The 25,377-nt window shown below is 73.0% G+C and carries 26 protein-coding genes, 1 tRNA gene and 1 riboswitch; of the genes, 12 read left to right on the top strand and 15 right to left on the bottom strand.

What is annotated here, in order from left to right:
• Positions 1–93: 93 nt before the first annotated feature.
• Entirely contained in the window at positions 94–453 is a 360-nt protein-coding gene (locus tag QJ852_07545; protein ID WGX98290.1) for a YciI family protein, read from the top strand.
• Between the two features lie 9 nt (positions 454–462).
• Positions 463–1,701, top strand: coding sequence for a sigma factor-like helix-turn-helix DNA-binding protein (locus tag QJ852_07540; protein WGX98289.1), 1,239 nt, complete (start codon positions 463–465; stop codon positions 1,699–1,701).
• Here QJ852_07540 and QJ852_07535 read toward each other — a convergent pair.
• From QJ852_07535 to QJ852_07515, 5 genes are read right to left on the bottom strand one after another with little or no spacing between them, the layout of a single operon-like run.
• The gene (locus tag QJ852_07535; GenBank protein ID WGX98288.1) at positions 1,667–2,440 is read right to left on the bottom strand and encodes an ABC transporter ATP-binding protein; all 774 of its coding nucleotides are present in this window, start codon (positions 2,438–2,440) and stop codon (positions 1,667–1,669) included. The genes QJ852_07540 and QJ852_07535 overlap by 35 nt on opposite strands.
• Positions 2,437–3,468 carry an iron chelate uptake ABC transporter family permease subunit gene (locus QJ852_07530; GenBank protein WGX98287.1) on the bottom strand — a complete coding sequence of 344 codons (1,032 nt, stop codon included), beginning with the start codon at positions 3,466–3,468 and terminating at the stop codon, positions 2,437–2,439. The genes QJ852_07535 and QJ852_07530 overlap by 4 nt, the downstream gene beginning before the upstream one ends.
• The gene (locus QJ852_07525; protein ID WGX98286.1) at positions 3,465–4,460 is read right to left on the bottom strand and encodes an iron chelate uptake ABC transporter family permease subunit; all 996 of its coding nucleotides are present in this window, start codon (positions 4,458–4,460) and stop codon (positions 3,465–3,467) included. Before QJ852_07525 ends, QJ852_07530 begins: the two co-directional genes overlap by 4 nt.
• Positions 4,457–5,281: a siderophore-interacting protein gene (locus QJ852_07520; protein WGX98285.1), complete on the bottom strand. Its 825-nt coding sequence runs from the start codon at positions 5,279–5,281 to the stop codon at positions 4,457–4,459. Before QJ852_07520 ends, QJ852_07525 begins: the two co-directional genes overlap by 4 nt.
• A complete protein-coding gene (locus QJ852_07515; GenBank protein WGX98284.1) occupies positions 5,278–6,372 on the bottom strand; it encodes an ABC transporter substrate-binding protein in 1,095 nt (364 codons plus the stop codon). Before QJ852_07515 ends, QJ852_07520 begins: the two co-directional genes overlap by 4 nt.
• 112 nt (positions 6,373–6,484) lie before the next feature.
• Here QJ852_07515 and QJ852_07510 point away from each other — a divergent pair, with 112 nt between their 5' ends.
• Positions 6,485–7,339 carry a helix-turn-helix transcriptional regulator gene (locus QJ852_07510; GenBank protein WGX98283.1) on the top strand — a complete coding sequence of 285 codons (855 nt, stop codon included), beginning with the start codon at positions 6,485–6,487 and terminating at the stop codon, positions 7,337–7,339.
• Positions 7,340–7,348: 9 nt separating this feature from the next.
• On the opposite strand, the gene QJ852_07505 is transcribed toward QJ852_07510, so the two are convergent.
• The 7 genes from QJ852_07505 to QJ852_07475 form a co-directional block, all read right to left on the bottom strand.
• Positions 7,349–7,627 carry a MoaD/ThiS family protein gene (locus QJ852_07505; GenBank protein WGX98282.1) on the bottom strand — a complete coding sequence of 93 codons (279 nt, stop codon included), beginning with the start codon at positions 7,625–7,627 and terminating at the stop codon, positions 7,349–7,351.
• Between the two features lie 41 nt (positions 7,628–7,668).
• Positions 7,669–8,946: a threonine synthase gene (thrC, locus tag QJ852_07500; protein ID WGX98281.1), complete on the bottom strand. Its 1,278-nt coding sequence runs from the start codon at positions 8,944–8,946 to the stop codon at positions 7,669–7,671.
• Between the two features lie 10 nt (positions 8,947–8,956).
• Positions 8,957–9,103: riboswitch (SAM riboswitch) on the bottom strand.
• Between the two features lie 78 nt (positions 9,104–9,181).
• Positions 9,182–10,033 (bottom strand): trehalose-phosphatase, encoded by an 852-nt coding sequence (otsB, locus tag QJ852_07495; GenBank protein WGX98280.1) that lies wholly within the window; start codon positions 10,031–10,033, stop codon positions 9,182–9,184.
• A 23-nt stretch (positions 10,034–10,056) separates the two neighbouring features.
• Positions 10,057–10,584 (bottom strand): LytR C-terminal domain-containing protein, encoded by a 528-nt coding sequence (locus QJ852_07490; GenBank protein WGX98279.1) that lies wholly within the window; start codon positions 10,582–10,584, stop codon positions 10,057–10,059.
• 4 nt (positions 10,585–10,588) lie between these two features.
• Positions 10,589–10,891 carry a DUF3263 domain-containing protein gene (locus tag QJ852_07485; GenBank protein WGX98278.1) on the bottom strand — a complete coding sequence of 101 codons (303 nt, stop codon included), beginning with the start codon at positions 10,889–10,891 and terminating at the stop codon, positions 10,589–10,591.
• Positions 10,892–10,967: 76 nt separating this feature from the next.
• Entirely contained in the window at positions 10,968–11,615 is a 648-nt protein-coding gene (locus QJ852_07480) for a response regulator transcription factor (GenBank protein WGX98277.1), read from the bottom strand.
• Positions 11,616–11,625: 10 nt separating this feature from the next.
• The gene (locus QJ852_07475) at positions 11,626–12,906 is read right to left on the bottom strand and encodes a sensor domain-containing protein (GenBank protein ID WGX98276.1); all 1,281 of its coding nucleotides are present in this window, start codon (positions 12,904–12,906) and stop codon (positions 11,626–11,628) included.
• Positions 12,907–13,004: 98 nt separating this feature from the next.
• On the opposite strand from QJ852_07475, the gene QJ852_07470 reads away from it, so the two are divergent.
• From QJ852_07470 to QJ852_07445, 6 genes are all read left to right on the top strand, one after another.
• Positions 13,005–14,429: a trehalose-6-phosphate synthase gene (locus QJ852_07470; GenBank protein WGX98275.1), complete on the top strand. Its 1,425-nt coding sequence runs from the start codon at positions 13,005–13,007 to the stop codon at positions 14,427–14,429.
• 28 nt (positions 14,430–14,457) lie between these two features.
• A complete protein-coding gene (locus tag QJ852_07465) occupies positions 14,458–15,582 on the top strand; it encodes an alpha/beta fold hydrolase (GenBank protein ID WGX98274.1) in 1,125 nt (374 codons plus the stop codon).
• A complete protein-coding gene (locus tag QJ852_07460; GenBank protein WGX98273.1) occupies positions 15,552–16,895 on the top strand; it encodes an MFS transporter in 1,344 nt (447 codons plus the stop codon). Before QJ852_07465 ends, QJ852_07460 begins: the two co-directional genes overlap by 31 nt.
• Complete coding sequence (locus QJ852_07455) at positions 16,876–18,330, top strand: aminotransferase class V-fold PLP-dependent enzyme (GenBank protein WGX98272.1); 1,455 nt, start codon at positions 16,876–16,878, stop codon at positions 18,328–18,330. The genes QJ852_07460 and QJ852_07455 overlap by 20 nt, the downstream gene beginning before the upstream one ends.
• A 251-nt stretch (positions 18,331–18,581) precedes the next feature.
• Positions 18,582–19,280: a uracil-DNA glycosylase gene (locus QJ852_07450; GenBank protein WGX98271.1), complete on the top strand. Its 699-nt coding sequence runs from the start codon at positions 18,582–18,584 to the stop codon at positions 19,278–19,280.
• Between the two features lie 61 nt (positions 19,281–19,341).
• The gene (locus QJ852_07445) at positions 19,342–20,124 is read left to right on the top strand and encodes a class III extradiol ring-cleavage dioxygenase (protein WGX98270.1); all 783 of its coding nucleotides are present in this window, start codon (positions 19,342–19,344) and stop codon (positions 20,122–20,124) included.
• Here the strand turns inward: QJ852_07445 and QJ852_07440 are convergent.
• Positions 20,112–20,411, bottom strand: coding sequence for a MerR family transcriptional regulator (locus QJ852_07440; protein ID WGX98269.1), 300 nt, complete (start codon positions 20,409–20,411; stop codon positions 20,112–20,114). The two genes, QJ852_07445 and QJ852_07440, sit on opposite strands and share 13 nt — an antisense overlap.
• An 87-nt stretch (positions 20,412–20,498) precedes the next feature.
• On the opposite strand from QJ852_07440, the gene QJ852_07435 reads away from it, so the two are divergent.
• The gene (locus tag QJ852_07435) at positions 20,499–20,942 is read left to right on the top strand and encodes an Hsp20/alpha crystallin family protein (protein WGX98268.1); all 444 of its coding nucleotides are present in this window, start codon (positions 20,499–20,501) and stop codon (positions 20,940–20,942) included.
• A 32-nt stretch (positions 20,943–20,974) separates the two neighbouring features.
• On the opposite strand, the gene QJ852_07430 is transcribed toward QJ852_07435, so the two are convergent.
• Both QJ852_07430 and QJ852_07425 read right to left on the bottom strand, forming a co-directional pair.
• Positions 20,975–22,543, bottom strand: a complete 1,569-nt coding sequence (locus QJ852_07430; protein WGX98267.1) for a succinic semialdehyde dehydrogenase — start codon at positions 22,541–22,543, stop codon at positions 20,975–20,977.
• On the bottom strand, positions 22,540–24,195 hold the full coding sequence (locus QJ852_07425) for a GMC family oxidoreductase N-terminal domain-containing protein (protein WGX98266.1): 1,656 nt from the start codon (positions 24,193–24,195) through the stop codon (positions 22,540–22,542). Before QJ852_07425 ends, QJ852_07430 begins: the two co-directional genes overlap by 4 nt.
• A gap of 127 nt (positions 24,196–24,322) precedes the next feature.
• Between QJ852_07425 and pdxY the strand changes: the two genes are divergently transcribed.
• Positions 24,323–25,186, top strand: coding sequence for a pyridoxal kinase PdxY (gene pdxY, locus QJ852_07420; protein WGX98265.1), 864 nt, complete (start codon positions 24,323–24,325; stop codon positions 25,184–25,186).
• Positions 25,187–25,228: 42 nt separating this feature from the next.
• Positions 25,229–25,301, top strand: a tRNA-Thr gene (locus tag QJ852_07415).
• The last annotated feature ends 76 nt before the right edge of the window (positions 25,302–25,377 follow it).

The raw sequence follows: 25,377 nt of genomic DNA, 5'->3' as shown, positions 1-25,377 counted from the left end.
GGGGGACGGATTCCGCGCGAGCTGTCGATTCGGCACCGGCTCGCCCGTCATCGGGGTGGAAGACTCAGCACACCCCACGAGGAGATGATCCCGATGACCGAGTACGTCGTACTGCTGACCGGTGACGAAGCGACCTGGGAGTCCGCGAGCGCCGAGGAGCGCGCCGAGACCTATGCCCGGCACGGCGAGTTCAGCCGGCTGCTGGAGGAGCGGGGCCACCGCGTCACGGGCGGCGCCGAGCTCGCCCACTCCCGCACGGCCAAGGTCGTGCGGCGCGCCGCGGACGACGTCGTCGTCACCGACGGCCCGTATGTCGAGTCCGTCGAGCAGCTCGGGGGCTTCTACATCGTCGAGAGCGACGACCTCGACGATCTGCTGCAGATCTGCGCGGTGCTCGCCGACACCGAGGACGGTGTCGAGGTGCGCACCTGCCTGCCCGCGCCGCCGGACTGACCGCTGCCGGTGGAGCAGCTCGAACGCGTCCTGCGTGACGAGTGGGGCCGGCTGTTGGCCCTGCTCGCCGCGTGGTGCCGCCGGGTCGACCTCGCCGAGGACGGCCTGGCGGACGCGTTCGAGGCGGCGGCGCGCACCTGGCCGGAGACGGGTCCGCCCGCCAACCCGGCCGGCTGGCTGCTGACGACGGCCCGCCGCCGGATCACCGACGCCCTGCGCACCGAGGCGGTGGCCGCCCGGAAGGAGCCGCTGCTCGAGGTCGAGGCGTCCCTGCAGCAGGAGGCCCGGCGGGTGCTGGCCGCGCCGCCGGAGAGGGAGGTGGTGATGGACGAGCGCCTGCGCCTGGTGCTGCTGTGCGCCCACCCGTCGCTGTCCCGTGAGGCGTCCGCCGCGCTGACCCTGCGGCTGGTCCTCGGTGTCGCGACCGAGGACGTCGCCCGGCTGTTCCTGGTGCCGACCGCGACCATGGCCGCCCGGCTGACCCGGGCCCGCAAGAAGCTGGCCGGTGCCCGCTTCGCCGTCCCGCCGCCGGACGAGCTGGACGCGCGGGTCGGCACCGTCGCCGATATCGCCTACCTCGCCTTCACCAGCGGCTACGCGCCCGGCTCCGGAGGCGACGTGCTGCGCGCCGACGTGGCCGGCGAGGCACTCCGCCTGGTCCGGGTGCTGCGCGCGGTCCTCCCGAGTCGGTACGACGAGCTCGACGCGCTGCTCGCCCTCATGGTCCTGCAGCACGCCCGCCGCGACGCCCGCGCGGTGGAGGGCCGGCTGGTGCTGCTGCCCGACCAGGACCGCGGCCGCTGGCACCACGACGAGGCGCTGGAGGCGCTCGACCTGCTGCGGCCGCTGGTGACCGGCCCGCCGGCGCCGTACCTGCTCCAGGCGCTGATCGCCGCCGAGCACGCGATCGCGCTGTCCGCCGGCGCGACCCGGTGGGACCGCATCGTCGAGCGGTACGACGAGCTGCTGACTCTGGGTGACTCGCCCGTCGTACGCCTCAACCGGGCGGTCGCCGTCGCCGAGCGCAGCGGACCGGCTGCCGGGCTGGCCGCGCTCGAGGGGGTCGCGCTGCCGGGACACCGGCTGCCCGCGGTCCGCGCGGAGCTGCTGGCCCGGCTCGGACGGGACGCCGAGGCCCGCGTCGCCTACGACACGGCGCTCGCGCTGTGCCGCAACGACGCGGAGGCCGCGCACCTGCGCGCCCGGCGGGGATTCACGCGTGCGGGACGATCATCGGCGTCCCCGTGACCGGGTCGGGCAGCACCTCGCAGGCGAGCCCGAAGACCCGTTCGACGAGCGCGGCGTCCACGACCTCGCCCGGCGCTCCGGTGGCGACGACCGCGCCGTCGCGCATGGCGACCAGGTGGTCGGCGAACCGGCAGGCCTGGTTGAGGTCGTGCAGCACCGCGACGACGGTGCGGCCGTCGTCGACCAGGCGACGCAGCAGCCGCAGGAGCTCGTACTGGTGGGCGATGTCGAGGAAGGTGGTCGGCTCGTCGAGCAGCAGGTACGGCGTCTCCTGGGCGAGCACCATCGCGATCCAGACCCGCTGCCGCTGACCGCCAGAGAGCGCGGCGACCCGGCGGTCGGCGAGATCCGCGACCCCCGCCGCGGCCAGGGCGGCGGCGACCGCCTCGTCGTCGGCACGGGTCCAGGTGCCGATGGCCGGCTGCCGGGCGTAGCGACCGCGCCGGACCAGGCCGACGACCCGGATCCCGTCGGGCGTCGTGGTGCCCTGCGGCAGGAAGCCGAGCTCGCGGGCGACCGCCTTGGGCCGCCAGGTCGCGATCGAGCGACCGTCGAGGACGACGCTGCCCGCCTCGGGGCGCAGCAGCCGCACCAGCGAGCGCAGCAGCGTGGACTTGCCGCATGCGTTGGGTCCCACGATCGCGGTGAGGGCACCGTCGGGCACGGTCAGGTCGAGATGCTCGACCACCGTGCGCTCGCCGTACCCGAGCCGGAGGCCGTCGGTGCGCAGCCTGGTCATCGTTGGACCTCCTTGAACAGCAACCACAACAGGTAGACACCGCCGATGGCGCCGGTGACCACGCCGACCGGGAGCTGCACCGGCGCGACCACCTGGGCGAGCAGGTCCGCGGTCGCCAGCAGCAGCGCCCCGGTGAGCGCCGAGGGCAGCAGCGCGACCCCCGCCGTGCCGGCCAGCCGCCGGCCGATCTGGGGCGCCATCAGCGCGACGAAGACGATCGGGCCGGCGGTGGCGGCCACGATGGCGGTACAGCCGACGCCGACGGTCGCGATGAGCAGCCGCAGCCGGCCGAGCCGGATGCCTGTCGTCACCGCGACGTCGTCGCCGAGCGCGAGCTGGTGCAGCGGGCGGGCGAGGCCGGCGGCGCCGGCGCCCAGGAGGGCGAGTCCCGCGCCGGGCACGACCAGGTCCGACCAGTCCGTGCCGTTGAGATTGCCGGCCGACCAGCTGGCGGCGGCCATCGCGACCTCCAGGTCGGCGCGCAGGATCAGCCACGAGTTGATCGCGGTGAGCACGGCGTTGACGGCGATGCCGATGACGATCAGCCGGTAGCCGGTGTAGCCGCTGCCCATCGCGAGCAGCGCCACGATGCCCGCCGCAAGCAGGCCTCCGGCGAGCGCGGCACCGGCCAGGCCGAGCGCGAAGCCGCCGCCGTTGTCGGCCGCGGCGGCGAAGTGCGCGCCGCCGGCGACGGTGAGGACCAGCAGGACGCCGGTGTAGGCGCCCTGGTCGAGCCCGATCACGTCGGGTGCGCCGAGCGGGTTGCGGGTGAGGTTCTGGAAGAGCGCGCCCGCCAGCCCGAGCGCGAGTCCGAACACGACGGCCGCGGTCACCCGGGGCAGCCGCCACTCCAGCACGCGTCCGGCGAGGGGTCCGTCGCCACGCAGGCCGGCGATCACCCGGCCCGGCGCCGACCAGCCGTCGCCGTAGCAGAGGGCGACGAGGGACACCGCGAGCGTGGCGACGGCGACGAGCACGACCGCGAGGACGGTACGCAGCTCCGGACGCAGGAAGGTCAGGGTCGTCATGACGCCACCTCCGCACCCTGGCGGCGCACGACCCAGGCCAGCAGCGGGCCACCGAGCAGCCCCGTCACGATCGCGACCGGCGCGTCGCCGACGGGCAGGATCAGCCGGCCCACGGTGTCGGCCGCGACCAGCAGCACGGGGCCGCCGACGAGTGAGAGGAGCAGGAGCCAGCCCACCGAGCCGCGCGCGAACCGGCGGACCAGGTGCGGCACGATCAGCCCGGCGAACGCGATCGGGCCGGCGATGGCGGTGGCGACGCCGGCGAGGACGGTCGCGACGACCAGGACGGCGGTGCGGGTCGCGCCGACGCGGACGCCGAGCCCGTGCGCGACGTCGTCGCCCATCTCCAGGGCCGCCAGCGGCCGGACCAGCACCAGCGCGAGCCCGATCGCGACGACCACCACGACCGTCGGCAGGGCCAGCGGCTGCTGGTCGCGGCCGGCCAGTGATCCGACCGCCCAGAACCGGTGGTCGTCGAAGGCGTCGGGGTCGAGCAGCCGGATGCCGAGCGAGAGACTGGCGACGAGCGCGCTGAACGCCGTGCCCGCCAGCAGCAGGCGCAGCGGGTCGGCGCGGCCCACGGCGTACACGACGGCCGTGGCGATCGCGGCGCCCAGCGTCGCGACGACGAGCTGCGCACTCTGCCCTCCGGCGACGCCGAGTGCGGTCGCCACGACGACGGCGAAGGACGCGCCGAAGGTCACGCCCAGCACGCCCGGCTCGGCGAGCGGGTTGCGGGTCAGCGCCTGGACGAGGGCGCCGGCCAGCGCGAGCGCGGCGCCGACGAGGATCGCGAGCAGGGTCCGGGGCAGCCGGACCTGGCGCACGATGATGTGCGCGGCGTCGTGGTCGTCGTACCGCAGGAGCGCGGGGACCACCGAGCCGGCCGGGATGTCACCCTGCCCGATGGAGAGGCTCCAGACCACCGCACCGGCGAGGGCCGCACCCAGCGCGGCGAGCGCGACCAGGGGGCCGGGGTGGCGCAGGGTCAATCGTCCAACCCCGCGACCCCGCGCTTCCAGTAGCCGGTGATGCTCGCCGGCAGCTCGCGCTCGGCGACCCAGCGACGGACCTCCTTGAGGTCCTCGGCCTCCCCCGCGCCGAACACGAAGGTGTCCTCCGGTACGTCGAGCGCCCGCACCTGCGCGCCGAGCTGCGACCCCGCGGCGCGCGGGAGCCAGCGCACCTCCACACTCTCGCGCGCGGTCAGCGGGTAGCCGGTCTCGTCGGCGTGGTCGTACTCGACCAGCACGTGCGCGGTGACGCCCGCCGGGGCGAGCCAGTCCGCCTCGTCGAGCCAGCGCGCGACGGCGGGCAGGCCGGTCATGTCGACCGCGAACACGTAGTGGCGGTGGGTGTGCGCGAACGCCTTCGCCCCGGGCGGCCCGGCGATCACGGCGGGGTCGCCGATCGCAGCGGCCTCCGCCCAGTCACCGGCCAGGCCGCCGGAGTGCAGCACGATGTCGAGATCCACCTCGCGGGCCGCGACATCGACGCGGCGGATCGTGTAGGTCCGCGTCGGCGGGAGCGGCTTGGGCCAGTCGAGCAACTGCCGGTCGTTGGGCATCGGGTCGGTGCGCGTGCCGTCGGCGTGCGGGAAGACGATCTTCACGTGGTCGTCGGCCACATAGCTGTGGAAGCCGGCCAGGTCGTCGCCGCTCAGGGTGAGCCGCAGCATCCGCGGGGTCACCAGCTCGCGGCGCGCCACGGTCGTGCGGCAGATCCCGATCGGGTAGCCGATCCGACGCATCCCCCGCCCGGCGTCGTGGTGCTCGGCGACGCGCTCGGCCGGCCGGTCGCGCTCGCCGATCACTTCAGCTCGTCCGCGAAGGCCTCGGCGAAGGCGCTGTCGATCTCGTCCAGCGCACGCTCGGCGGTCGGGTAGGTGGCCGCCTCGGTGTAGCGCAGCGGGATCACCGCACCCTCGCGGACGGCGGGCAGCGTCTGCCACAGGGCGTGGTCGAGGACGTACTGCACCGACTCCGACGGCTTGCCCTCGTCGTCGACGGTGTAGGTGATCACGTCGGCGTCGGCGAGGCTCTGCGGGAGCTCCTCGATCGACGGGTACTCCGAGAAGGCCGCCGAGCCCTTGCCCGGCTCCGCCGGACCGCCGTAGTAGGTCGCCCCCACGTCGGTGGCGATATTGGTGCCCCAGGCGCCGGCGTACTCGCGGTTGAAGTTGCCCGCGCTCACGTCGCCGTAGGCACCGACGTGGCCGAAGCAGTGCCCGTCGAGGACGTCGGCGTACTTCTCGGTGAGCGCGGCGGCCTTGGCGTCGTAGGACGCCTTGGCGGCCTCGAAGTAGTCGACGACACCGGCCGCATCGGCCTGGCGCTGCGACAGGTTCTTCCAGCCGTCGGGGCGGTCCGGGCCGAGGACGACGACGGGCGCGATCGACTCGAGCCGATCGAGGTCGACGTCGCCCAGCACGGGCAGCGGGACGCCGAGCATGATCAGGTCCGGCTTCAGGTTGGCGATCGCCTCGTAGTCGGTGCTGGCGGCGGTCTCACCGGCGACCTTCTTCAGCTTCTGGTAGGCCGCGAGGTCCTCCTCCGTCATCAGCGCGGTGCCGCGGCCCCACTCCGAGATGCCGACGACGTCGGCGTCGGCCTCCAGGAGCACGGGGACGGCGTACCCGGTCGCGACGATGCGCTGCGGGTCGGTCGGGATCTCGACGGCGCCGTTGTCGGCCTCGAAGGTGCGGGTCGGCGCTCCCGGGTCGAACGCCGCGATCGGCGCCGCCTCGGGGAGCGCCGGGGTGTCGACCTCGCAGGTGGCGGCGGTCGTCGTCTCCTGGGCCGCCTTGCCGTCGTCCTCGCTGCCGCACGCCGCGAACGTCGCCCCGATCAGGGCGGTGGCGGACAGGGCGGCGAGGGCGCGGGCCGGCCGGAGGTTGAGCTGCATGTTCGTCCTTCGCGTCGGGGAATCGGCGCGCGAGGTCACCCGAGACAGCGCGTCCGACCAGGTGAGGCTAGCCTTACCAACGCAGGTGCCGGTGTCGTGAAGGAGTCAGATGATGACGCGCAGAGGACAGGAACCCACCGCCGCGCGACCCGGCCCCGCGGTCACCGCGACCGAGGCCGGCGGCGCGGTCGTCGAGGAGTTCCCCTACGGTCTCGGGCCGCCGGACGGCATCCTCGCGCTGCGCTACCCGCCGGCCGGAGTGATCACCGACTTCCCCGAGTCGCGCAACGACTTCGTGCACCAGGTCTACTTCTCCCCCGACGGCGTCCTCGCGGTCGGCCGCGGCGGCACGGCCGCCTTCGCCGGCCCGACCGGCGCCGTGTGGGTGCGCCAGGGCGTGGTGGCCGAGGTGACCGCGCTGGAGGTGCAGACCGTCGTCCGGCTCTGCGTCCGCCGCGCACCCGACGAGCTGGTGCGACACGAGGCCACCGTGCTCGCGATGTCGCCCGCGGCGGTCGACGCGGTCACGCGGCTGGTCCGCCCCGGCACCGACGAGCGTGCCGGCCTGGCCGCGCGCGGCGTCCTGCTCGGCGAGCTCGCCGCCTCGCCGGCCGACCCGGTCGGGTTCGGGTCGGCGGCACTCGGCCCGGCCCGCGCCGTCGCCCGGGCGCTGGCCCTGGACCCGGCCGACCGCACCGGCCTCCCCGGCTGGGCCGAGCGCCTGCACGTCAGCCCGAAGACCCTGCAGCGCGAGTTCGAGCGGGTCTACGGCATGTCGTTCTCGGCCTGGCGCACGCGGACCCGGCTCGAGGCCTCCCGGGCGATGCTGAGCCGGTGGTCGGTGACCGAGATCGCCCACCGCGTGGGCTACGCCACCGCGTCGTCCTATGTCGCCGCGTTCACCCGCGAGTACGGCGAACCGCCCGGGCGCCATGCGCACCGCGCGGTCGACGCTCAGGCGAGCTGAGCCGGGGGTTCAGCAGCCGCCGGCGACAGCAGGGATGACCGAGACCTCAGCGCCCGCGGGCGTCGGGGTGGCCAGCTCCTGCTCGAAGCGCACGTCGTCGTTGTTGACGTAGACGTTGACGAAGCGGCGCAGCTTGCCGTCCTCGTCGAGGATCCGGCCCTTGATGCCCGCGTAGTTCGCGTCGAGGTGGTCGAGCACCTCGGCCAGGGTGGCCCCCTCGGCGGTGACCTCGGAGTCGCCACCGGTGTAGGTGCGGAGGATGGTGGGGATCCGGACGCGGACGCTCATGCGGGGCTCTCTTCTACTGGCGGTGTCGGTGGTGATGCGGCTCAGAGGCCGGTGGCCTTGAAGGCGTCATAGCTCGGCGCGATGGTCGCGGCCGGGCCGACCTGACCGGAGATCGAGTCCAGGGTCTTGAGCCCGTGGCCGGTGTTGATGATGACCGTCTCGAGGGTCGGGTCGAGCTGACCGGTCTCGACGAGCTTCTTGGTGACCGCGGTCGTCGTACCGCCGGCGGTCTCGGTGAAGATCCCCTCGGTGCGGGCGAGGAGCACGATGCCCGCGCGGATCTCCTCGTCGGTGACCTCCTCGACCGCGCCACCGGTACGACGGGCGATGTCAAGGACGTAGATGCCGTCGGCCGGGTTGCCGATGGCCAGGCTCTTGGCGATGGTGTCGGGCTTGACCGGGCGGATCGCGTCGACGCCGGCCTTGTAGGCGGTGGCGACCGGGCCGCAGCCCTCGGCCTGCGCCCCGAAGATCCGGTAGGGCTTGTCCTCGACGAGGCCGAGCTTGATCAGCTCCTGGAATGCCTTGTCGACCTTGGTCAGCTGCGAGCCGGAGGCGACCGGGATGACGACCTGGTCGGGGAGCCGCCAGCCGAGCTGCTCGGCGATCTCGTAGCCCAGGGTCTTGGATCCCTCGGCGTAGTAGGGCCGCACGTTGACGTTGACGAACGCCCAGCCCTCCTCCTCGCCGGCGATCTCGGAGGCGAGCTTGTTGACGTCGTCGTAGTTGCCGTCGACGGCGACCAGGTTCTCGGTGAAGATCGCCGAGTTGACCTGCTTGGGCTGCTCCAGGTTGCTCGGGATGAAGACGACGGTCTTGATCCCGGCCCGGGCGCCGGCGGCGGCGACCGCATTGGCGAGGTTGCCGGTCGAGGGGCAGGCGAAGACGGTCGAGCCGAGCTCGCGGGCCGCGCTCAGCGCGCAGGCGACGACGCGGTCCTTGAAGGAGTTGGTCGGGTTGGTCGAGTCGTCCTTGACCCAGAGCTTGGCGATGCCGAGCTCGGCCGCGAGGTTCGCGGCGTCGAGCAGGCGGGTGAAGCCGGGCTCGGTGTTGGGGCTGGTCTCGATGTCGCTCGGGACCGGCAGCAGCGCCTTGTAGCGCCAGATGTTGCGGGGGCCGGCCTCGATCTCCTCGCGGGTCACGAGCGGGAAGGCGTAGGAGATCTCCAGCGGGCCGAAGCACTCCGGACACGCGTAGAAGGGGCCCAGGGCGACCTGGTGGCCGCATTCGCGACAGGAGAGGGCGGTGGCGTTGCCGAACGCACCCTCGCGCAGGCCGGGCTTGGTCGTCTCGGGCGACTCGGTCACAACGGCGCTCATGGATTCCTCCTTCTCATCTGTCCCGGCGACTCTCGCGCGGGTCGGATTTGGCACCGTTTCCGCGACGCCGGCTCCTGCGTGACGCAGGCGCAGACGGGAGTTCGCGGCGGTTGCCGGGACTTCTCAGGGCCGTTCCCTCAGTCCCTCTGGATGAGCACGCACAGCCTAGGGGCGACCGGCCACCGGCACCCAATCGGGATTCCGAATGTCGAGACCGGTGTCCGAGATGTGAGATTCAGGAGGTACGACGGGCGGCCCGCGCGTCGGCGGCGAACCGGCCGAGCAGGTCCAAGACGCCCTCCGGGCCGGGGACGACGACGTCGGACAGGGCGACGAGCGCGCTCTGCTCGTCGGACGCCGAGCACACCCGCAGGGGCGCCAGGCCGCGCTCGGCGAGCTCCTCGACCGCCTCGAACGCCTCCACGTCGCCGAGGTCGTCGCCGGCGAACAGGAAGCCCTCGGCGTCGAGCACGGCCGCGAGCCGGTGCACGACCATCCCCTTGTGGGAGCCCGCCGAGCGCACCTCGATGACCGCCCGCCCGGGCTCCAGGACCAGCCCGTGCCGGCTGGCCAGCGCGCGCAGGGGCGGCAACAGCCGGTCGAAGGCGCCGTCGGGGTCGGGCAGGCGCCGGGTGTGGACGGCGACCGCGAGGCCCTTGTCCTCGACATACGCGTCGCTCGCGCCGGCGCTGCGCAGCGCCCGCGGCAGGTCCCGCTCGAAGGTCGCCAACCCGCGCGGGGGCCGGGCCCCCACGATCCGCCGGCGGCTCGACGTCCAGCGCTCGTTGCCGTACTGACCGAAGACGAAGAGCTCCTTGCCGGCCGCCGCCAGCGCGTCCCCGACCTCCTCCAGCCCCCCGAGGTCGAGGGCCTGGCGGGCGGGGCGCCCGGTGATCACCGCGATCGCGGCGACCTCCTCGGCCAGCGCGGTCAGCACCGCGGGCGCGTCCGGATGGATGTGGGCCTGGGTCGGATCGTCGACGATCGGCGACAGCGTGCCGTCGAAGTCCAGGCCGACGACGGTCCGCGCGGCGACGCGCACCAGGGCGTCGTAGCGCAGTTCACCCTCGCGGGACGAGAACCTCACGACCCCATCCCATCACGTCGAACTCACAGCTCGCCGGTCAGGATCAGGGTCAGGTTGGTGGAGCTCATGTCGCTGGCCGTGTCGGCAGGCAGCACCCGGGCGACGCCGAGGTCGAGCGCGAGCTGACGGGCGGCCGCCTTCTTGCCCTTCGGGAAGTAGACGGTGGTGGCGGGAACGGTGCCGTACCAGTTGTCGGCGGCGGCCACCTTCCAGCCGGCGTCGCGGACCCTCTCCGAGACCCGGGCGGCGAGGCCACGGATCGCGGTGTTGTTGAAGACCACCACCGCGTGGTCGCCACGGACGACGGGGGGCGGCGCCGGCTTCTCCTCCTCGGGGGGCGGCGCGCTCGGCTCGTCGCTCGGCTCGTCGGTGCCCGCGTCGGTCGGCGTCGACGACGCCTTGGTGGCGGAGATGTCCCGCTCGGCCGGACGGTCGTCGCGGGTGGCGACGAAGGCGACCGCGGCGAGGACGACGGCGACGATGCTGAGCAGCACCACCGGCGAGGTCAGGACGGCACCGCGCTGGTGGTACCTGCGAGTGGGCCGGGTCATGGGATCAGATCTCGAACCCCAGGCGCCGCGCCGACCGCTGCCGCTGACGTTGCGAGCGCAGCCGCCGGAGGCGGCGGACGAGCAGCGGGTCGGCCTCGAGGGCCTCCGGGCGGTCGATGAGGGCGTTGAGGACCTGGTAGTAGCGGGTGGCGCTCATGTCGAACTGCTCGCGCACGGCGCTCTCCTTGGCGCCGGCGTACTTCCACCACTGGCGCTCGAAGGCGAGGATGTCGAGGTCACGCTTGCTGAGGCCTGCTGGAGCAGCGGCGTCGGCAGCGCCCCCCTGGGGGCTGCGCTCGGCGTTCATGCGGTCTCCTCGACGCTCGGATGGGCGGTTGCGACAACTCTTCGCGAGTAACTGTAACCCGCGAATCACAACGATGTCATTCGGCCGCGCGGAGGAAGCGCACGACCGCGAGGACCCGCCGGTGCGACTGGTCGTCGTCGGGGGCCAGCCCGAGCTTGGCGAAGATCCGCTGGGTGTGCTTCTCGACCGCGGCCAGGGACACCACGAGCGCGTCGGCGACCGCGGCGTTGGACCGCCCCTCGGCCATCAGCGCCAGCACCTCGCGCTCGCGCGGCGTGAGGGCGAGCAGCGGGTCGCGCTGGCGGCCCATCAGGTGCTTGACCACCATCGGGTCGAGCACCGTGCCGCCCGCCGCCACCGTCGCGAGGGCGTCCAGGAACTCCCGGACCTCGCTCACCCGGTCCTTGAGCAGATACCCGACCCCGCCCTCCCCGGTCGCCAGCAGCTCGTCGGCGTAGGACGCCACGACGTACTGGGACAGCACCAGCACCGGCGCCTCGGGCCGGGCCCGCCGGCACGCGACCGCCGCGCGCAGGCCCTCGTCGGTGTGGCTGGGCGGCATCCGGACGTCGACGATCGCGAGGTCCGGGCGCTCGGCGAGGACCGCGTCGACCAGCGCCGGGCCGTCACCGACGGCGGCCACGACGTCGTGACCCGCCTCCGCCAGCAGGAGCTGGAGCCCCTCGCGCAGCAGCACGGAGTCGTCGGCGATCGCGATCCTCACCCGCCCATCCTCACCCCAGGGGCAGCTCCGCGCGGAGCCGGGTCGGCCCGCCGGCCGGCGAGGCGAGGAAGAGCTGCCCGTCGACGCCGGCCAGCCGCTCGCGCAGACCGGCCAGGCCGTGACCGGGCGCGGCCGCGGCGCCACCGCACCCGTTGTCGTCGACGGTCACCAGCAGCCGGCCCGCGACGACCTCCAGGGTGAGGTCGGCCTGGTCGGCGCCGCTGTGCTTGACGACATTGGTGAGTGCCTCGGCGGCGACGAAGTAGGCGGCCGTCTCCACGGCCAGCGGCAGCTCCGCGGGGACGTCGGCGGTGACCCGCACCGGGATCGGCTGGCCGTCGGCCATCTCGGCGACCGCGGCCGCGAGACCCCGGTCGACCAGGAGCGGCGGGGCGATGCCCCGCGACAGGGCCCGCAGCTCCTCGACGGCCTCGCGGGTCTGGGCGACGGCGGCGTCGAGGGTGCGCGCCGCCGTGTCGGGGTCGTCGGCGAGCTGCACCCGTGCCCGGCCGAGGTCCATCCCGAGCCGGATCAGCCGCTGCTGCGGCCCGTCGTGGATGTCGCGCTCCAGCCGGCGCAGGGACTCCGCCTCGGCCCGGTGCGCCGAGTCGCGGCTCTCCTCGACCCGGGCGACGCGCCCCTGGAGCTCGGCGCGGCTGGTGAGCAGCACGGACGCGAGGCTCGCGTGCACCCCGGCCGCGAACCGCAGCGCGAACGGCAGCGTCACCAGGGCGACGAACCCGATTCCGGTGATCAGGCCGATGTCGGCGGCCCGGCTGTCGCCGAGTCCGATCAGGTCGGCCAGGCTCTGCGCGTCGCTGTCGTCGCGCGGGATGAACCGCTGCCAGAACCAGTAGGTCGCGCCGCACAGCACCGCCCCCCACCAGGTCACGACGACCACGAAGGCGACCGTCGCCGTGATCCAGCCGACGAGCGACCACACCACGTCCAGCCACGACTGCGGGTCGCGCAGCGCCGTCAGGCTGCGCCGCCAGAAGCCGTCGCCCTCCCGGGGCCGCAGGTACGCCGGCTCCGGCACCTCCCGGCCCGCCAGGACGGCCAGGCGACGCCGCTCGACGTACGCGAACCCGCGGGCGGCGTACACGCCGGCGGCCAGGACGAAGACGCCGCCGACGACGACCGACAGGCCCAGCCCGGCGGTGACCAGGGTGATCACGACGACCAGCCCCACCACCGCCACCGGAAGCGCGGCGAGGGCATAGCCGGTGTCGCGCAGCCACCGCTGCGCGGGCGGTCGTACGGGCGGGTTCGCCAGCAGGGTCTCGGTCATGGGTCCAGGGTGGTCCGGGGAGGCCGTCGCCGGGAATCCTGCCAGCAGGACACCCGATGTCGGGCCAGCCCGACCATGCCCCTGACTAGGGTGGGGTCGTGGGCCATGACCTCGTGATCGTCGCCAACCGCCTCCCCGTCGACCGCGTCACCGACCGCAACGGCAAGGCGCGCTGGCGCCGGTCCCCGGGCGGGCTGGTCTCGGCGATCGAGCCGGTGATGCGGGCCCACGACGGGGTCTGGATCGGCTGGCCCGGCGGCACGCAGAAGTTCAAGCCGTTCAAGGTCGACGGCCTCGACCTGGTGCCGCTGGCGATGTCGGCCGACGAGATCGAGGAGCACTACGAGGGCTTCTCGAACGGCACGCTCTGGCCGCTCTACCACGACGTCGTCGCGAAACCGGAGTTCCACCGCGAGTGGTGGGACACCTACGTCCAGGTCAACCGGCGCTTCGCCGAGCGGGCGGCCGAGCTCGCCAACGACGGCGCGACCGTGTGGGTCCACGACTACCAGCTGCAGCTGGTGCCGCAGATGCTGCGCGAGCTGCGCCCCGACCTGCGCATCGGGTTCTACCTGCACATCCCCTTCCCGCCCGGCGAGCTCTTCCAGCAGCTGCCCTGGCGTCGGCAGATCCTCGAGGGCCTGCTCGGTGCCGACCTGGTCGGCTTCCAGCTGCCCGGTGCCGCGCAGAACTTCATCCGGCTGGTCCGGCAGCGGGTCGGCCACAAGACGCACCGCGACCTGGTCTACCTGCCCGACGGGCGCACCGTCCGGGCCGCGGCGTTCCCGATCTCGATCGACGCCGCCGGCTTCGAGGAGCTGGCCCGCTCGGAGGCGGTCGCGGAGCGCGCCGAGGCGATCCGCGAGGCGCTCGGCAACCCGCGCCGGATCTTCCTCGGCATCGACCGGCTCGACTACACCAAGGGCATCTACGCCCGGCTGCGCGCGTTCGGCGAGCTGATCAGCGACGGCGCGCTCACCGTCGAGGACGCGGTGTTCGTCCAGGTCGCCGTCCCCTCGCGCGAGCGGGTGGAGCACTACCGCAACCTGCGCGACGACATCGAGCGCCTCGTCGGCCGGCTCAACGGCGACCTCGGCCGGATCGGCCGTCCTGCGGTGAGCTACCTGCACACGTCGTACCCGCGCGAGGAGATGGCCGCGCTCTACCGCGCCGCCGACGTGATGGTCGTGACGCCGTACCGCGACGGCATGAACCTCGTCGCCAAGGAGTACGTCGCGTGCCGGGTCGACGACGACGGCGCGCTCGTGCTCTCCGAGTTCGCCGGCGCCGCCGACGAGCTGCGCCAGGCGTGGCTGGTCAACCCCTACGACATGAACGGCATGAAGGCCGCGCTGCTGGATGCCTACCGGGCCGAGCCCAAGGAGCTGACCCGGCGGATGAAGGCGATGCGCCGCCAGATCGCCCAGCACGACGTGAAGGCGTGGGCCGACAGCTTCATGACCGAGCTGGAGGACGAGGGCCACAGCCACACCAAGACGGTGCGACCGGCGACACGCTCCTGAACCCGCTACCGCGCGGTAGCGTTCGGCCATGGATCTGGTGCCCCTGCGCTCCGTGCCGGGCGCCGGCCTGCTCCCCGCCCCGGACCAGGTCGTCGCCGCGGCGAGCAATGTCGCCCACAAGCTGCTCTACGGCGGCGTGGCCGACCTGCGGCCCATGCCGCGCACGCTCATCGACGACGGGACGCTGCGCGAGGTCTACCACTACCGTCCGGCCGGGCACGTGCGGGAGCAGGGCGACCCGGTCCTGCTGGTGACGCCGCTGGCCGCGCCGTCGAGCTGCTACGACCTGCGCCGCGGCTGCTCGCTGGTCGAGCACTTCGTGGCGGAGGGACGCCCGACCTACCTCGTGGAGTACGGCGAGGTGTCCTTCCGCGACCGCAACCTCGGGATGGAGCACTGGGTCGACGAGGTGGTGCCGACCGCGATCCGCGAGGTCTCGGAGCACGCCGGCGGCCGGCCGGTGCACGTGATCGGTTGGTCGCTGGGTGGCATCTTCTCCCTGCTGACCCTCGCCGACCGGCGCTCGGGCGACCTGCCGGTCGCCTCGCTGACCGTCGTCGGCTCGCCCATCGACATCGCACAGGTCCCGCTCCTCGCGCCGTTCCGCCCGCTGCTCAGCCTCTTCAACGGCCCCGGCCCGATCACGCGCGGCTACCAGCTGCTGGGCGGGGCGCCGAAACCCCTCGTGAAGTGGGCCTTCCAGCTCACCGCCTTCCAGAAGCTGGTCACCAAGCCGATCGCGCTGGCGACCCACGTCGACGACCGCGAGTTCCTGGCCCAGGTCGAGGCGGTCGACCACTTCACCGCCAACATGATCGCCTATCCCGGCCGCACCTTCGGGCAGCTCTACCACCGCTTCGCCAAGGGCAACCAGCTCGCGACCGGAGCCTTCGAGCTCGACGACCGGACGATCGACCTCAGCGAGATCACGGTGCCCGTCCTGGTGTTCGGCGGTGCCACCGACGGGATCGCGCCGGTGCCGGCCGTGCGGGCCGTCGTCCCGCTCCTGACCGGCTCCCCCGAGGTCCGCTTCGAGATCGTGCCCGGCGGCCACCTCGGCATGCTCACCGGCCGGGCCGCCCGCACCACCACCTGGCTGGCGATGGACGAGTGGATCACGCAATGGTCGACCGACAGCCAGCCGGTGGGTTGAGCCGCGTCGGGTACGGCGCCGGGTCGGTCGCGACCGGTGCGTTCGGGACCGTGCCGGGACTGATGCTGCTGCCCTACCTGACCGACACGCTCGCCGTACCCGCACTGCTGGCGGGGGCGATCGTCTTCCTCCCGAAGGCGTGGGACGTCGTCCTCAACCCGATCGCCGGGCGGATCAGCGACCGTACCGTCGACCCGCGCGGACCCCGCCGGCCGTGGCTGCTGCGGGCCGGGCTGGCGCTGGGCGTCTGCTTCGCGCTGCTGTTCGCGGGTCCGGACCTCGGCTCCCGGGTGTTCGACACGGCCTGGGTGCTGGTCGCCTTCCTCGCCTGCGCGACGGCGTACGCCTTCTTCCAGGTGCCCTACGTCGCGATGCCGGCCGAGATCACCGACTCCTACGCCGAGCGCACCCGGCTGATGACCTGGCGGGTCGCGATCCTGGCGTTCACGATCCTGCTCGCGGGGGCCAGCGCGCCGGCGATCCGGGACGCGATCGGCGGTCGCGACGGCTACCGCGCGATGGGCCTGGTGATGGCGGCGATCATCGTCGCCGGTGCCCTGCTCGCCTACCGCGGCACCCGTGCGGCACCGGTCGGCGAGATCGCCCCGGGCCCGGGCACGCTGCGCGACCAGCTCCGGGTCGTCGGCGCGGCGCGGGACTTCCGGCTGCTGCTCGTCACCTTCGTCGTCCAGGCGCTGGCGACCGGCTGCATGCTCGCCGGCGTCGACTACCTCGCGGGCGACGTGCTCGAGCGCGACGGCGCCGCCACGATCCTGTTCGTCTGCTTCGTGGGCCCGGCACTGCTGCTGACGCCGGCCTGGGCGGCGCTCGGGCGCCGGGTCGGCAAGAAGCGCGGGTACGTCGCCTCCTCGCTCGTCCTCGCCGCCGGCGCCGCGCTGGCGGTCCTCGCCGGGCACGCGCCGCCGGCCGTCGTGTTCGCCGCGGTCGGCCTGGTCGGCGTCGGGTACGCCGGCGTCCAGGTGTTCCCGATGGCGATGCTGCCGGACGCGGCGGCGGTCGACGCCCGGCGCACCGGCTCCTCGCGGGTCGGCGTCTACACGGGCGTCTGGACGGCGGGCGAGACCCTCGGCCTGGCGCTGGGGCCGGGCCTGTTCGCGGTGGTGCTGGCGCTGGGCTCCTACCGGTCCAGCGACTCCGGCGGCGTGACGCAGCCGGAGTCCGCGGTCACCGCGATCACCCTCGGATTCTCACTGCTGCCGGCACTGCTCGTGCTCGCCAGCCTGTGGTGGCTGCGCGGCTACGCACTCGACGAGAAGGAGGTCGACCGGACCGATGGCACCGTTGACGCCTGACCAGATCCGCACGCGGCTCATCGACCTGCAGGCGGACGACCTGCCGGTCCACGGGGGTCGCACCCTCGCCTACGTCTACGACGCGGGCCTGGCCGAGGTCGACGCGCTCGCCCGCGAGGCCGTGGCCGCCTTCGCCGGCAGCAACGGCCTGGACCCGACGGCGTTCCCGAGCCTGCTGGCCATGGAGAACGACCTGGTCGGCTTCGCCCGGCCGCTCGTCGACGGCCCGGACACGATGGTCGGGACGCTGACCTCGGGCGGCACCGAGTCGTGCCTGCTGGCCGTGCAGGGCGCGCGGGACTCCCGGCCCGACGTGGCGTCGCCCTCGATCGTCGTACCGGACACGGTGCACGCGGCCTTCCACAAGGCCGGGCACTACTTCGGCGTCCGGGTCGTGGTCGTGCCGACCGGGCCCGACCACCGCGCCGATGCGGCCGCGATGGCCGCCGCGATCGACGAGACCACGGTGCTGGTGGTGGCCAGCGCGCCGTCGTACGCCGACGGCGTGGTGGACCCGGTCCCCGAGATCGCCGCGGCCGCCGCGGACGCCGGTGTGCGCTGCCACGTCGACGCCTGCATCGGCGGCTGGGTGCTGCCGTACGCCGCGCGGCTGGGCCGCACGGTGACGCCGTGGACCTTCGCGGTCCCGGGCGTCACGTCGATCTCGACCGACCTGCACAAGTACGCCTACGCACCCAAGGGCGCCTCCCTGCTGCTGCACCGGGACCCCTCGCTGCGCCGGGCGCAGTACTTCGCCCATGCCGGCTGGCCGGGCTACACGATGCTCAACGCGACGCTGCAGTCGACGCGCTCGGGCGGGCCGACCGCCGGCGCATGGGCGACGGTGCGCGCGATCGGGGACGCCGGCTACCTGTCCCTCACCGAGCGGGCGCTGGAGGCGACCGACGCGATCGCCACCGGGATCGCCGCGGTCGACGGGCTGGCTCTGGTCGCCGTACCGGACTCGACCCTGGTCGCGGCGGTCGCGGACGGGCCGCTGGACGTGTTCACGGTGTGCGACGAGATGGCGGCCCGCGGCTGGTTCGTCCAGCCCCAGCTGTCCTACGGCGACCGGCCGCCCTCGCTGCACGTCGCGATCAGCGCGGCCACCGACCCCACCGACTTCCTGGCGGCGCTCGGCGCGGCGGTCGCGGCGGCGCGGGCGGCCGGGCCGGTCCCGGTCGACCCCGGTGTCGCGGAGCTCCTGCGCACCCTGGACCCCGCGACGCTCGGCGACGCCGAGTTCGACCTGCTCCTCGCCGCGGGCGGGCTGGCCGACGGCGGTGAGCTCGGCCTGCCCGAGCGGATGGCACCGGTCAACGCGCTGCTCGACGTCGCTCCCCCGGCCCTGCGCGAGGCGGTCCTGGTGGCCTTCCTCGACCGGCTGGCACGGCCGGCCGGGTGGTCGGCGGCGCCGATCGCCGAGGGTCGGTAGTCCCAAAGGACTAGCAGCTCCGAGCCGCGTTCCCGATCCCGGGACCCCGGTCCCGACCGTAGATTCACCATCACCGACGCGGACCCCGATGTCCGACGGAGGGAGCCCCGCCGGGCCGGCACCCCACGTGCCGGGTGCCCGGAGGACCGGGAGACCCGGGCTCCGCGTCGGAGCAATGTCGCCACCGGGTGGCGTCCCTGGGAGGGAGAGGGGCGCCACCCGGCCCCGCGACCCACGGATAGGGTTCGGCCGTGGGTGCACTCTCCGGACTCGTCGACCAGGGCCTGATGGCCGCCGACTGGGCCGAGGCGCTGGCGCCGGTCGAGGACCGGGTCGCCGCCCTCGGGCAGTTCCTCCGCGCCGAGATCGCCGAGGGCCGGGCTTACCTGCCCGCCGGCGACCACGTCTTCCGGGCGTTCCGGCGCCCGCTCGCCGAGGTCCGCGTCCTCGTCGTCGGCCAGGACCCCTACCCGACCCCGGGACACCCGATCGGACTCAGCTTCGCGGTCGACCGCGGCGTGCGGCCGATCCCGCGCAGCCTGGTCAACATCTACCAGGAGCTGGCCAACGACGTCGGCTTCGTCTCCCCCGGCCATGGCGACCTCACCGCGTGGACCGAGCAGGGCGTCATGCTGCTCAACCGGGTGCTGACCGTGCGCCCCGGCGAGCCCGGCTCGCACCGCGGCCAGGGCTGGGAGCACGTCACGGCGTGCGCGATCCAGGCCGTCGTCCGGCGGGCCGAGGCGGGTGCGCCGATGGCCGCGATCCTGTGGGGACGGGACGCGCAGACGCTCAAGGCGCACCTCGGACCGATCCCCTCGGTCGAGTCCCCGCACCCCTCGCCGCTGTCGGCCTCGCGCGGGTTCTTCGGCTCCCGGCCGTTCAGCCGGGTCAACGCCCTGCTCGTCGAGCGCGGCGGGCAGCCGGTCGACTGGACCTTGCCGGCCTGACCCGTTGCCGTCCGGCCCACCGGGGAATATAGTTGAACTCTCAACTATTGAGGTGGGCATGATGACGGACACCAGCACCCGGATGCCGGCCCTCTACATCGGGCACGGCGCTCCCCCGCTCCTCGACGACCCGGTGTGGTCCGGGCAGCTGGCCGCCTGGGCCCGCGACCTGCCGCGCCCGAAGGCGATCCTCATCGTCAGCGCGCACTGGGAGTCGGCGCCACTGTCGCTCAGCGCGAGCGGCGCCCCGCTGGTCTACGACTTCGGCGGGTTCGCGCCGAAGTACTACCGGATGACCTATGAGACGCCCGACGCCACGGCGCTCGCCAGCCGGGTCGCCGCGATGATGCCGCGCACCGAGCCGGTCCACCAGCACGCCTCGCGCGGGCTCGACCACGGCGCCTGGGTGCCGCTGCGGATCATGTACCCGCAGGCCGACATCCCGGTGCTGCAGATGTCCCTGCCCACCCACGACCCGGGCCGGCTGATGGAGATCGGCCGCCGGCTCCGGCCGTTGCGCGACGAGGGCGTCCTCATCATCGGCTCCGGCTTCCTCACCCACGGCCTGCCCTTCCTGACCTCGTGGCAGATCGACGCCGACGCCCCCGGCTGGTCGACCGACTTCGACGCCTGGGCCGGCGAGGCGATGGCCCGCGGCGACGTCGACGAGCTGGCGTCGTACCGCTCGACGGCACCGGGCATGCCGTTCGCGCACCCGACCGTCGAGCACTACACCCCGCTGTTCGTCACCCTCGGCGCGGCGACCGACCCGACCGAGCCCGGGGACCAGGTCATCGACGGGTTCTGGATGGGGCTCTCGAAGCGCAGTCTTCAGGTCGCCTGAACCAGCCGCGCGCGCAGCCGGGCCACCTCCGCCTCGAGCTCCAGTACCCGCGCGATGCCGGCGAGGTTGAGTCCCTCCGCGAGCAGGTCGCGGATGCGGTGCAGCGTCTCGATGTCGGCGCGGCTGTAGAGCCGCGTCCCGCCGTCGCTGCGCGCGGGCGCCAGCAGTCCCCGTCGCTCGTAGACCCGGAGGTTCTGGATCTGCAGGGACGTCATCTCCGCCGCGACCGAGATCGCGAAGACACCCCGCGTGCGCTCTCGACGATCAGCATTCCGGCCTTGATTCACGGGAACACATTATCTATAACTGTCGTTGCAGATCAATGAAGCGCCCGACACCCACCGGTACGGGCCCATCCCGAAGGAGGACATGTCATGTTGCTGCGTACCACCGATCCGTTCCGCGACTTCGACCGGCTGACCAGCCAGCTCCTGGGAGCCGGCCTGGGCACCACGAACCGCCCGGCCGTGATGCCGATGGACGCCTGGCGCCAGGGCGAGCAGTTCGTGCTCGAGTTCGACCTGCCCGGCATCAGCACGGAGAGCATCGACATCGACGTCGAGCGGAACGTGCTCACGATCAAGGCCGAGCGCGTCGCCGGCAACGGCGACTGGCAGCGGCTGGCGTCCGAGCGGACGCACGGCCAGTTCTCGCGCCAGCTCGTCCTGGGCGACAACCTCGACCTCGAGCGGATCGAGGCGGCCTACGAGAACGGTGTGCTGCGCCTGGTCATCCCCGTGGCCGAGAAGGCGAAGCCGCGCAAGATCGCGGTCGCCGGCGCCGCTCCCGCGGGCGACCGCGAGGCGATCGAGGCCTGACCGGCCGGGAGGCTCCGCGTCGGCAGACGCGCTCAGCGGACGCGGAGCCTCCGCATCAGCTTGAGTGAGTTCAGCATCTGCTTCACGTAGGCGTCGTAGCCCTGCCCGGGCCGCGGGCCCATGACCTGCTTCTTGAGCACCGCGACGTTCTTGGCGTCGGTGTACTTGAGCAGGCCCTGGTCGCCGTGGCGTGCGCCGACACCGGACTTCTTCACCCCGCCGGACGGCGACCCCTTCGAGGCGTACGCCGTCGCGAGCGCGTCGTTGATGTTGACGTTGCCCGACTCGATGCGCTCCGCGACGGCCTCCGCCCGCGGGAGGTCGCCGCTCCACACCGAGGCGTTGAGGCCGTAGTCGGTGTCGTTGGCGAGGTGGATCGCTTCGTCGACCGTGCGGTAGGGGTACAGCGCGACGACCGGGCCGAAGGTCTCGGTGTGGCCGGCGAGCATCTCCTTGGTGACGCCCTCCAGCACCGTCGGCTCGAAGAAGGCAGGACCGATGTCGGGGCGCGCCCGGCCGCCGGTGAGCACGGTGGCGCCCTTCGCGACGGCGTCCTCGACGTGGGAGGCGACCCGGTCGCGGTGGTCCGGGCTGACCAGGGAGCCGATCTCCGGTCCGAAGTCGTACGCCGCCCCGATCTCCAGGTTCGCGGCGCGCTCGACGAAGGCGGCCTTCAGCTCGTCGTACCGGCTCTCGGGCAGGTAGATCCGCTCGATGTGCATGCAGATCTGGCCGGTGTTGCCGAACACGCCGAAGGTGGTGCCCTCGACCCACTCCTCCACGTTGACGTCGTCGAGCACGATCATCGGGTTCTTGCCGCCGAGCTCGAGGCAGCAGCCGATCAGGTTGCGTCCGGCGCGCTCGCCGATCACGCGGCCGGTCGCGGTGGATCCGGTGAACATGATGTAGTCGGCGTTGTCGATCAGGGTCGGGCCGATGTCGGGGCCCTCGCCGCAGACGACCTGGAAGAGGCCCTTCGGGAGGCCCGCCTCCTCGAGCAGCGAGATGCCGTAGAGCGGCGACAGCGCGGTCTTGTTGTCGGGCTTCACGACCACGGCGTTGCCGGCGATCAGCGCGGGGATCGCATCGGACAGGCCCGTCGCGAACGGGAAGTTCCACGGCGCGATGATGCCGACGACGCCCTTGGGCACGCGCACCTCGGTGGAGCCGGAGACGACCGGGACCGGGCCGCCGTGCCGCTTGGGGGCGAGCAGCTTCTTGGCGCGCTTGAGGTAGTACGACATCACCATCGGCGGGTCGCAGGTCTCCTCGATGGCCATCCGCCGGTTCTTGCCGCTCTCGACCTGGATCAGGTCGGCGGTGCGGTGGGCGTTGTCGACCAGCAGGGTGTGCGCGCGGTCGAAGACCTCCAGCCGCTTGGCGACGGGCCACTGCGCCCACAGCGCCTGGGCGGCGCGGGCCTTCGCGAACGCGTCCTCGATGTCCTCGGGCGTCGACTGCGGGAGCTCGACGAGGACCTCTCCGGTGTAGACCTCGGTCAGCTTCCAGGTCGCGCCGGACCGGCCGGGCACGCGCGCGACGAGACGCTCGAGCAGGTCGTCGGTGACCGACGCGGGCCGCGTCGGCGTACGGTCGCTCACCACGTGACGCCGCCCAGGATGATCTCGGCCGCCTTCTCGCCGATCATGTAGCACGGCGCGTTGGTGTTGCCGCCCGTGATGCTCGGCATGATCGAGGCGTCGGCGACCCGCAGGCCCTCGATGCCGCGGACCTTGAGGTCCGGACCCACCACGGCGCGCTCGTCGACGCCCATCCGGCAGGTGCCGACACCGTGGTAGACCGACGTCGAGCGGTTCTTGAGCGCGACCCGCAGCTCCGCGCCGTTGGGGATCGACGGACCGGGGTGGATCTCCTCCTTGACCCCGCCGCCGAACGCGGCCGAGGCCATGATCTCGCGGATCATCTCGGTGCCCTCGGCGAGCACCTCGACGTCGGCGGGGTCGGTGAAGAAGCCGTAGTCGATGAGCGGCGCGGCCGTCGGGTCGGCCGAGGCGAGACGCAGCGTGCCGCGGCTCTTGGGATAGATCAGCGTGGAGAACACCGTCAGCGAGGGACGGCCGTCGGGGATGTGGCGGATCGGCTCGTCCTGGTTGGGGCTCGGGTAGGCCCACGGCAGCATGTGCAGCTGCAGGTCGGGGATGTCGGTGGCGGCCGAGGTACGCACGAAGCCGACGGACTCGAACACCGAGTTGTCGAGGAACGAGCCGCCCCGGGCGAGGTCCTTGGCCATGCCCTTGAAGAAGGTCCAGGCGTTGCCGCGGTACTGGACGCTCGGCACGTGGAACGACATCGGGTGGAACAGGTGGTCGTGCAGGTTGTCGCCCACCGGCAGGTCGGCCACGCAGTCGATGCCGACGCTCGCGAGGTGGTCGGCGTGGCCGATCCCCGAGAGCATGAGCAGCTGCGGGCTGTTGGCGAAGCCGGCCGCCAGGACGACCTCCTTGCCCGCACTGATGAACCGGCGGGTGCCGCCACCCTTGCCCTGGTCGATGACCTCGACGCCGGTGGCACGGCCGTTCTCGACGACGACCTTGGCGACGTGGACCTCGGTCTGCAGCTCGAGCGTGCGCGGGTTGAGGTGGTGGACGTAGCCGCGCGAGGACGAGTACCGCAGGCCGTCGGCGGTGTTCTGCTGCATCCGCGCGATGCCCTCCTGCTCCGCGGCGTTGTAGTCGTCGAGGACCTTGACGCCGAGGGTGTCGGCGGTGGCCTGGATGAACTGGAGGGTGCCCTCCTGCGGCGTCTTGTTGCGGGTGATCTTGATCGGTCCGCCGGCGCCCCGGAAGGCGTTCTCGCCGTCCTCGAAGTCCTCGTAGCGCTTGAACGCCGCGTTGACGCTGTCGGCGTCCCAGCCGGTGTTGCCCTCGGCGGCCCAGGAGTCGTAGTTGGCGCGGTTGCCGCGCACGTAGACCATGCCGTTGACCGAGCTCGATCCGCCGACCACCTTGCCGCGCGGGGCGGGCATCCGGCGTCCGTCGAGACCGGGCTGCGGGACGGAGCGGTAGCCCCAGTCGAAGAGCTTCTCGAGCTTGGGCTCGGAGTGCATCGGCCCGATCATGCCGGGCTTCTTGGTGAAGTAGCCGTGCATGCCCTTGTCGTCGGACTTGCCGGCCTCGATCAGGATCACGCTCGCGCCGGACTGGGCGAGCCGTCCGGCCACGATCGACCCGGAGCTGCCCGACCCGACCACCACGTAGTCGGCCTCGTTGGAGTACGGCGCGCGCTTGGCCATCGGTTCCCATCCTTCGCTCGAGTGACCGGGGTCGTCGGGGCCCGGCCGGCCCACTGTAACGCGTTCTAGTTTCGACACGAAAGGGTTTCACTTTCTCAATCCGGCAGCGGCGCGGGAGGATGGTGCGGTGCGGATCCTGTCCATCCAGTCCTCGGTCGCCTACGGCCATGTCGGCAACTCCGCGGCGGTCTTCCCGCTGCAGCGTCTCGGGCACGAGGTGTGGCCGGTCTTCACCGTCCACTTCTCCAACCACACCGGGTACGGCGCCTGGCGCGGTCCGCTGCTCGACCCGGCCGACGTCGGCGAGGTGATCACCGGCATCGAGGAGCGCGGAGTGCTCCCCTCCTGCGACGCGGTGCTCTCCGGCTACCAGGGCTCCCCCGCGGTCGCCTCGGTCATCGTGGACGCGGTCCGACGCGTCAAGGCGGCCAACCCCGCCGCGACGTACACCTGCGACCCGGTGATGGGCAACGCCAAGTCGGGCTGCTTCGTCAACCCCGAGATCCCGCCGATCATCCGCTCCGAGGTGGTCCCGGTCGCGGACATCCTGACTCCCAACCAGTTCGAGCTCGGCTTCATCACCGGCCGCGACGCCCTCGGCGGGCCGTCGCCGATCGAGGACGTCCTCAGCGCCGCCGACGAGGTGCGCGCCCTCGGGCCCTCGACCGTGCTGGTCACCTCGGTCGAGCGCGCCGGCGCCCCCGCCGACGTGATCGAGATGGTCGCCGTCACCGGCGACGGCGCCTGGATCGTGCAGACCCCGCGCCTGCCCATGAAGGCCAACGGCTCCGGCGACATCACCGCCGCCCTCTTCACCGCCCACCTGCACACCACCGACTCGCCTGCTCAGGCCTTGGGGCGGACGGTCGCGTCGGTCTACGACGTGCTCGCCGCCACCCTGGAGTCGGGCGAGCGGGAGCTGCGGCTGATCGCGGCGCAGGACGCGATCGCCGTACCGGACGAGCGGTTCGAGGTCACCCGACTGCGGTGAGCACGGGCTGACTAGGATTGGCCCGCGCCCTTCGCGGTGCACGCCGGTGTAGCTCAGTTGGTAGAGCGCCTCTCTTGTAAAGAGGATGTCGCGGGTTCAAATCCTGTCACCGGCTCCCTTGTCGTACCGGACATTCCTGTCGCGGATCGCCGCGCAACACAGCAGTTCTGTCCGGTACGACGCGCCCGCCG

The organism is Nocardioides sp. L-11A (assembly GCA_029961745.1).
In the GTDB taxonomy this organism is placed as follows: Bacteria; Actinomycetota; Actinomycetes; order Propionibacteriales; family Nocardioidaceae; genus Nocardioides.
This window is presented reverse-complemented; position numbering and strand designations above follow the sequence as displayed.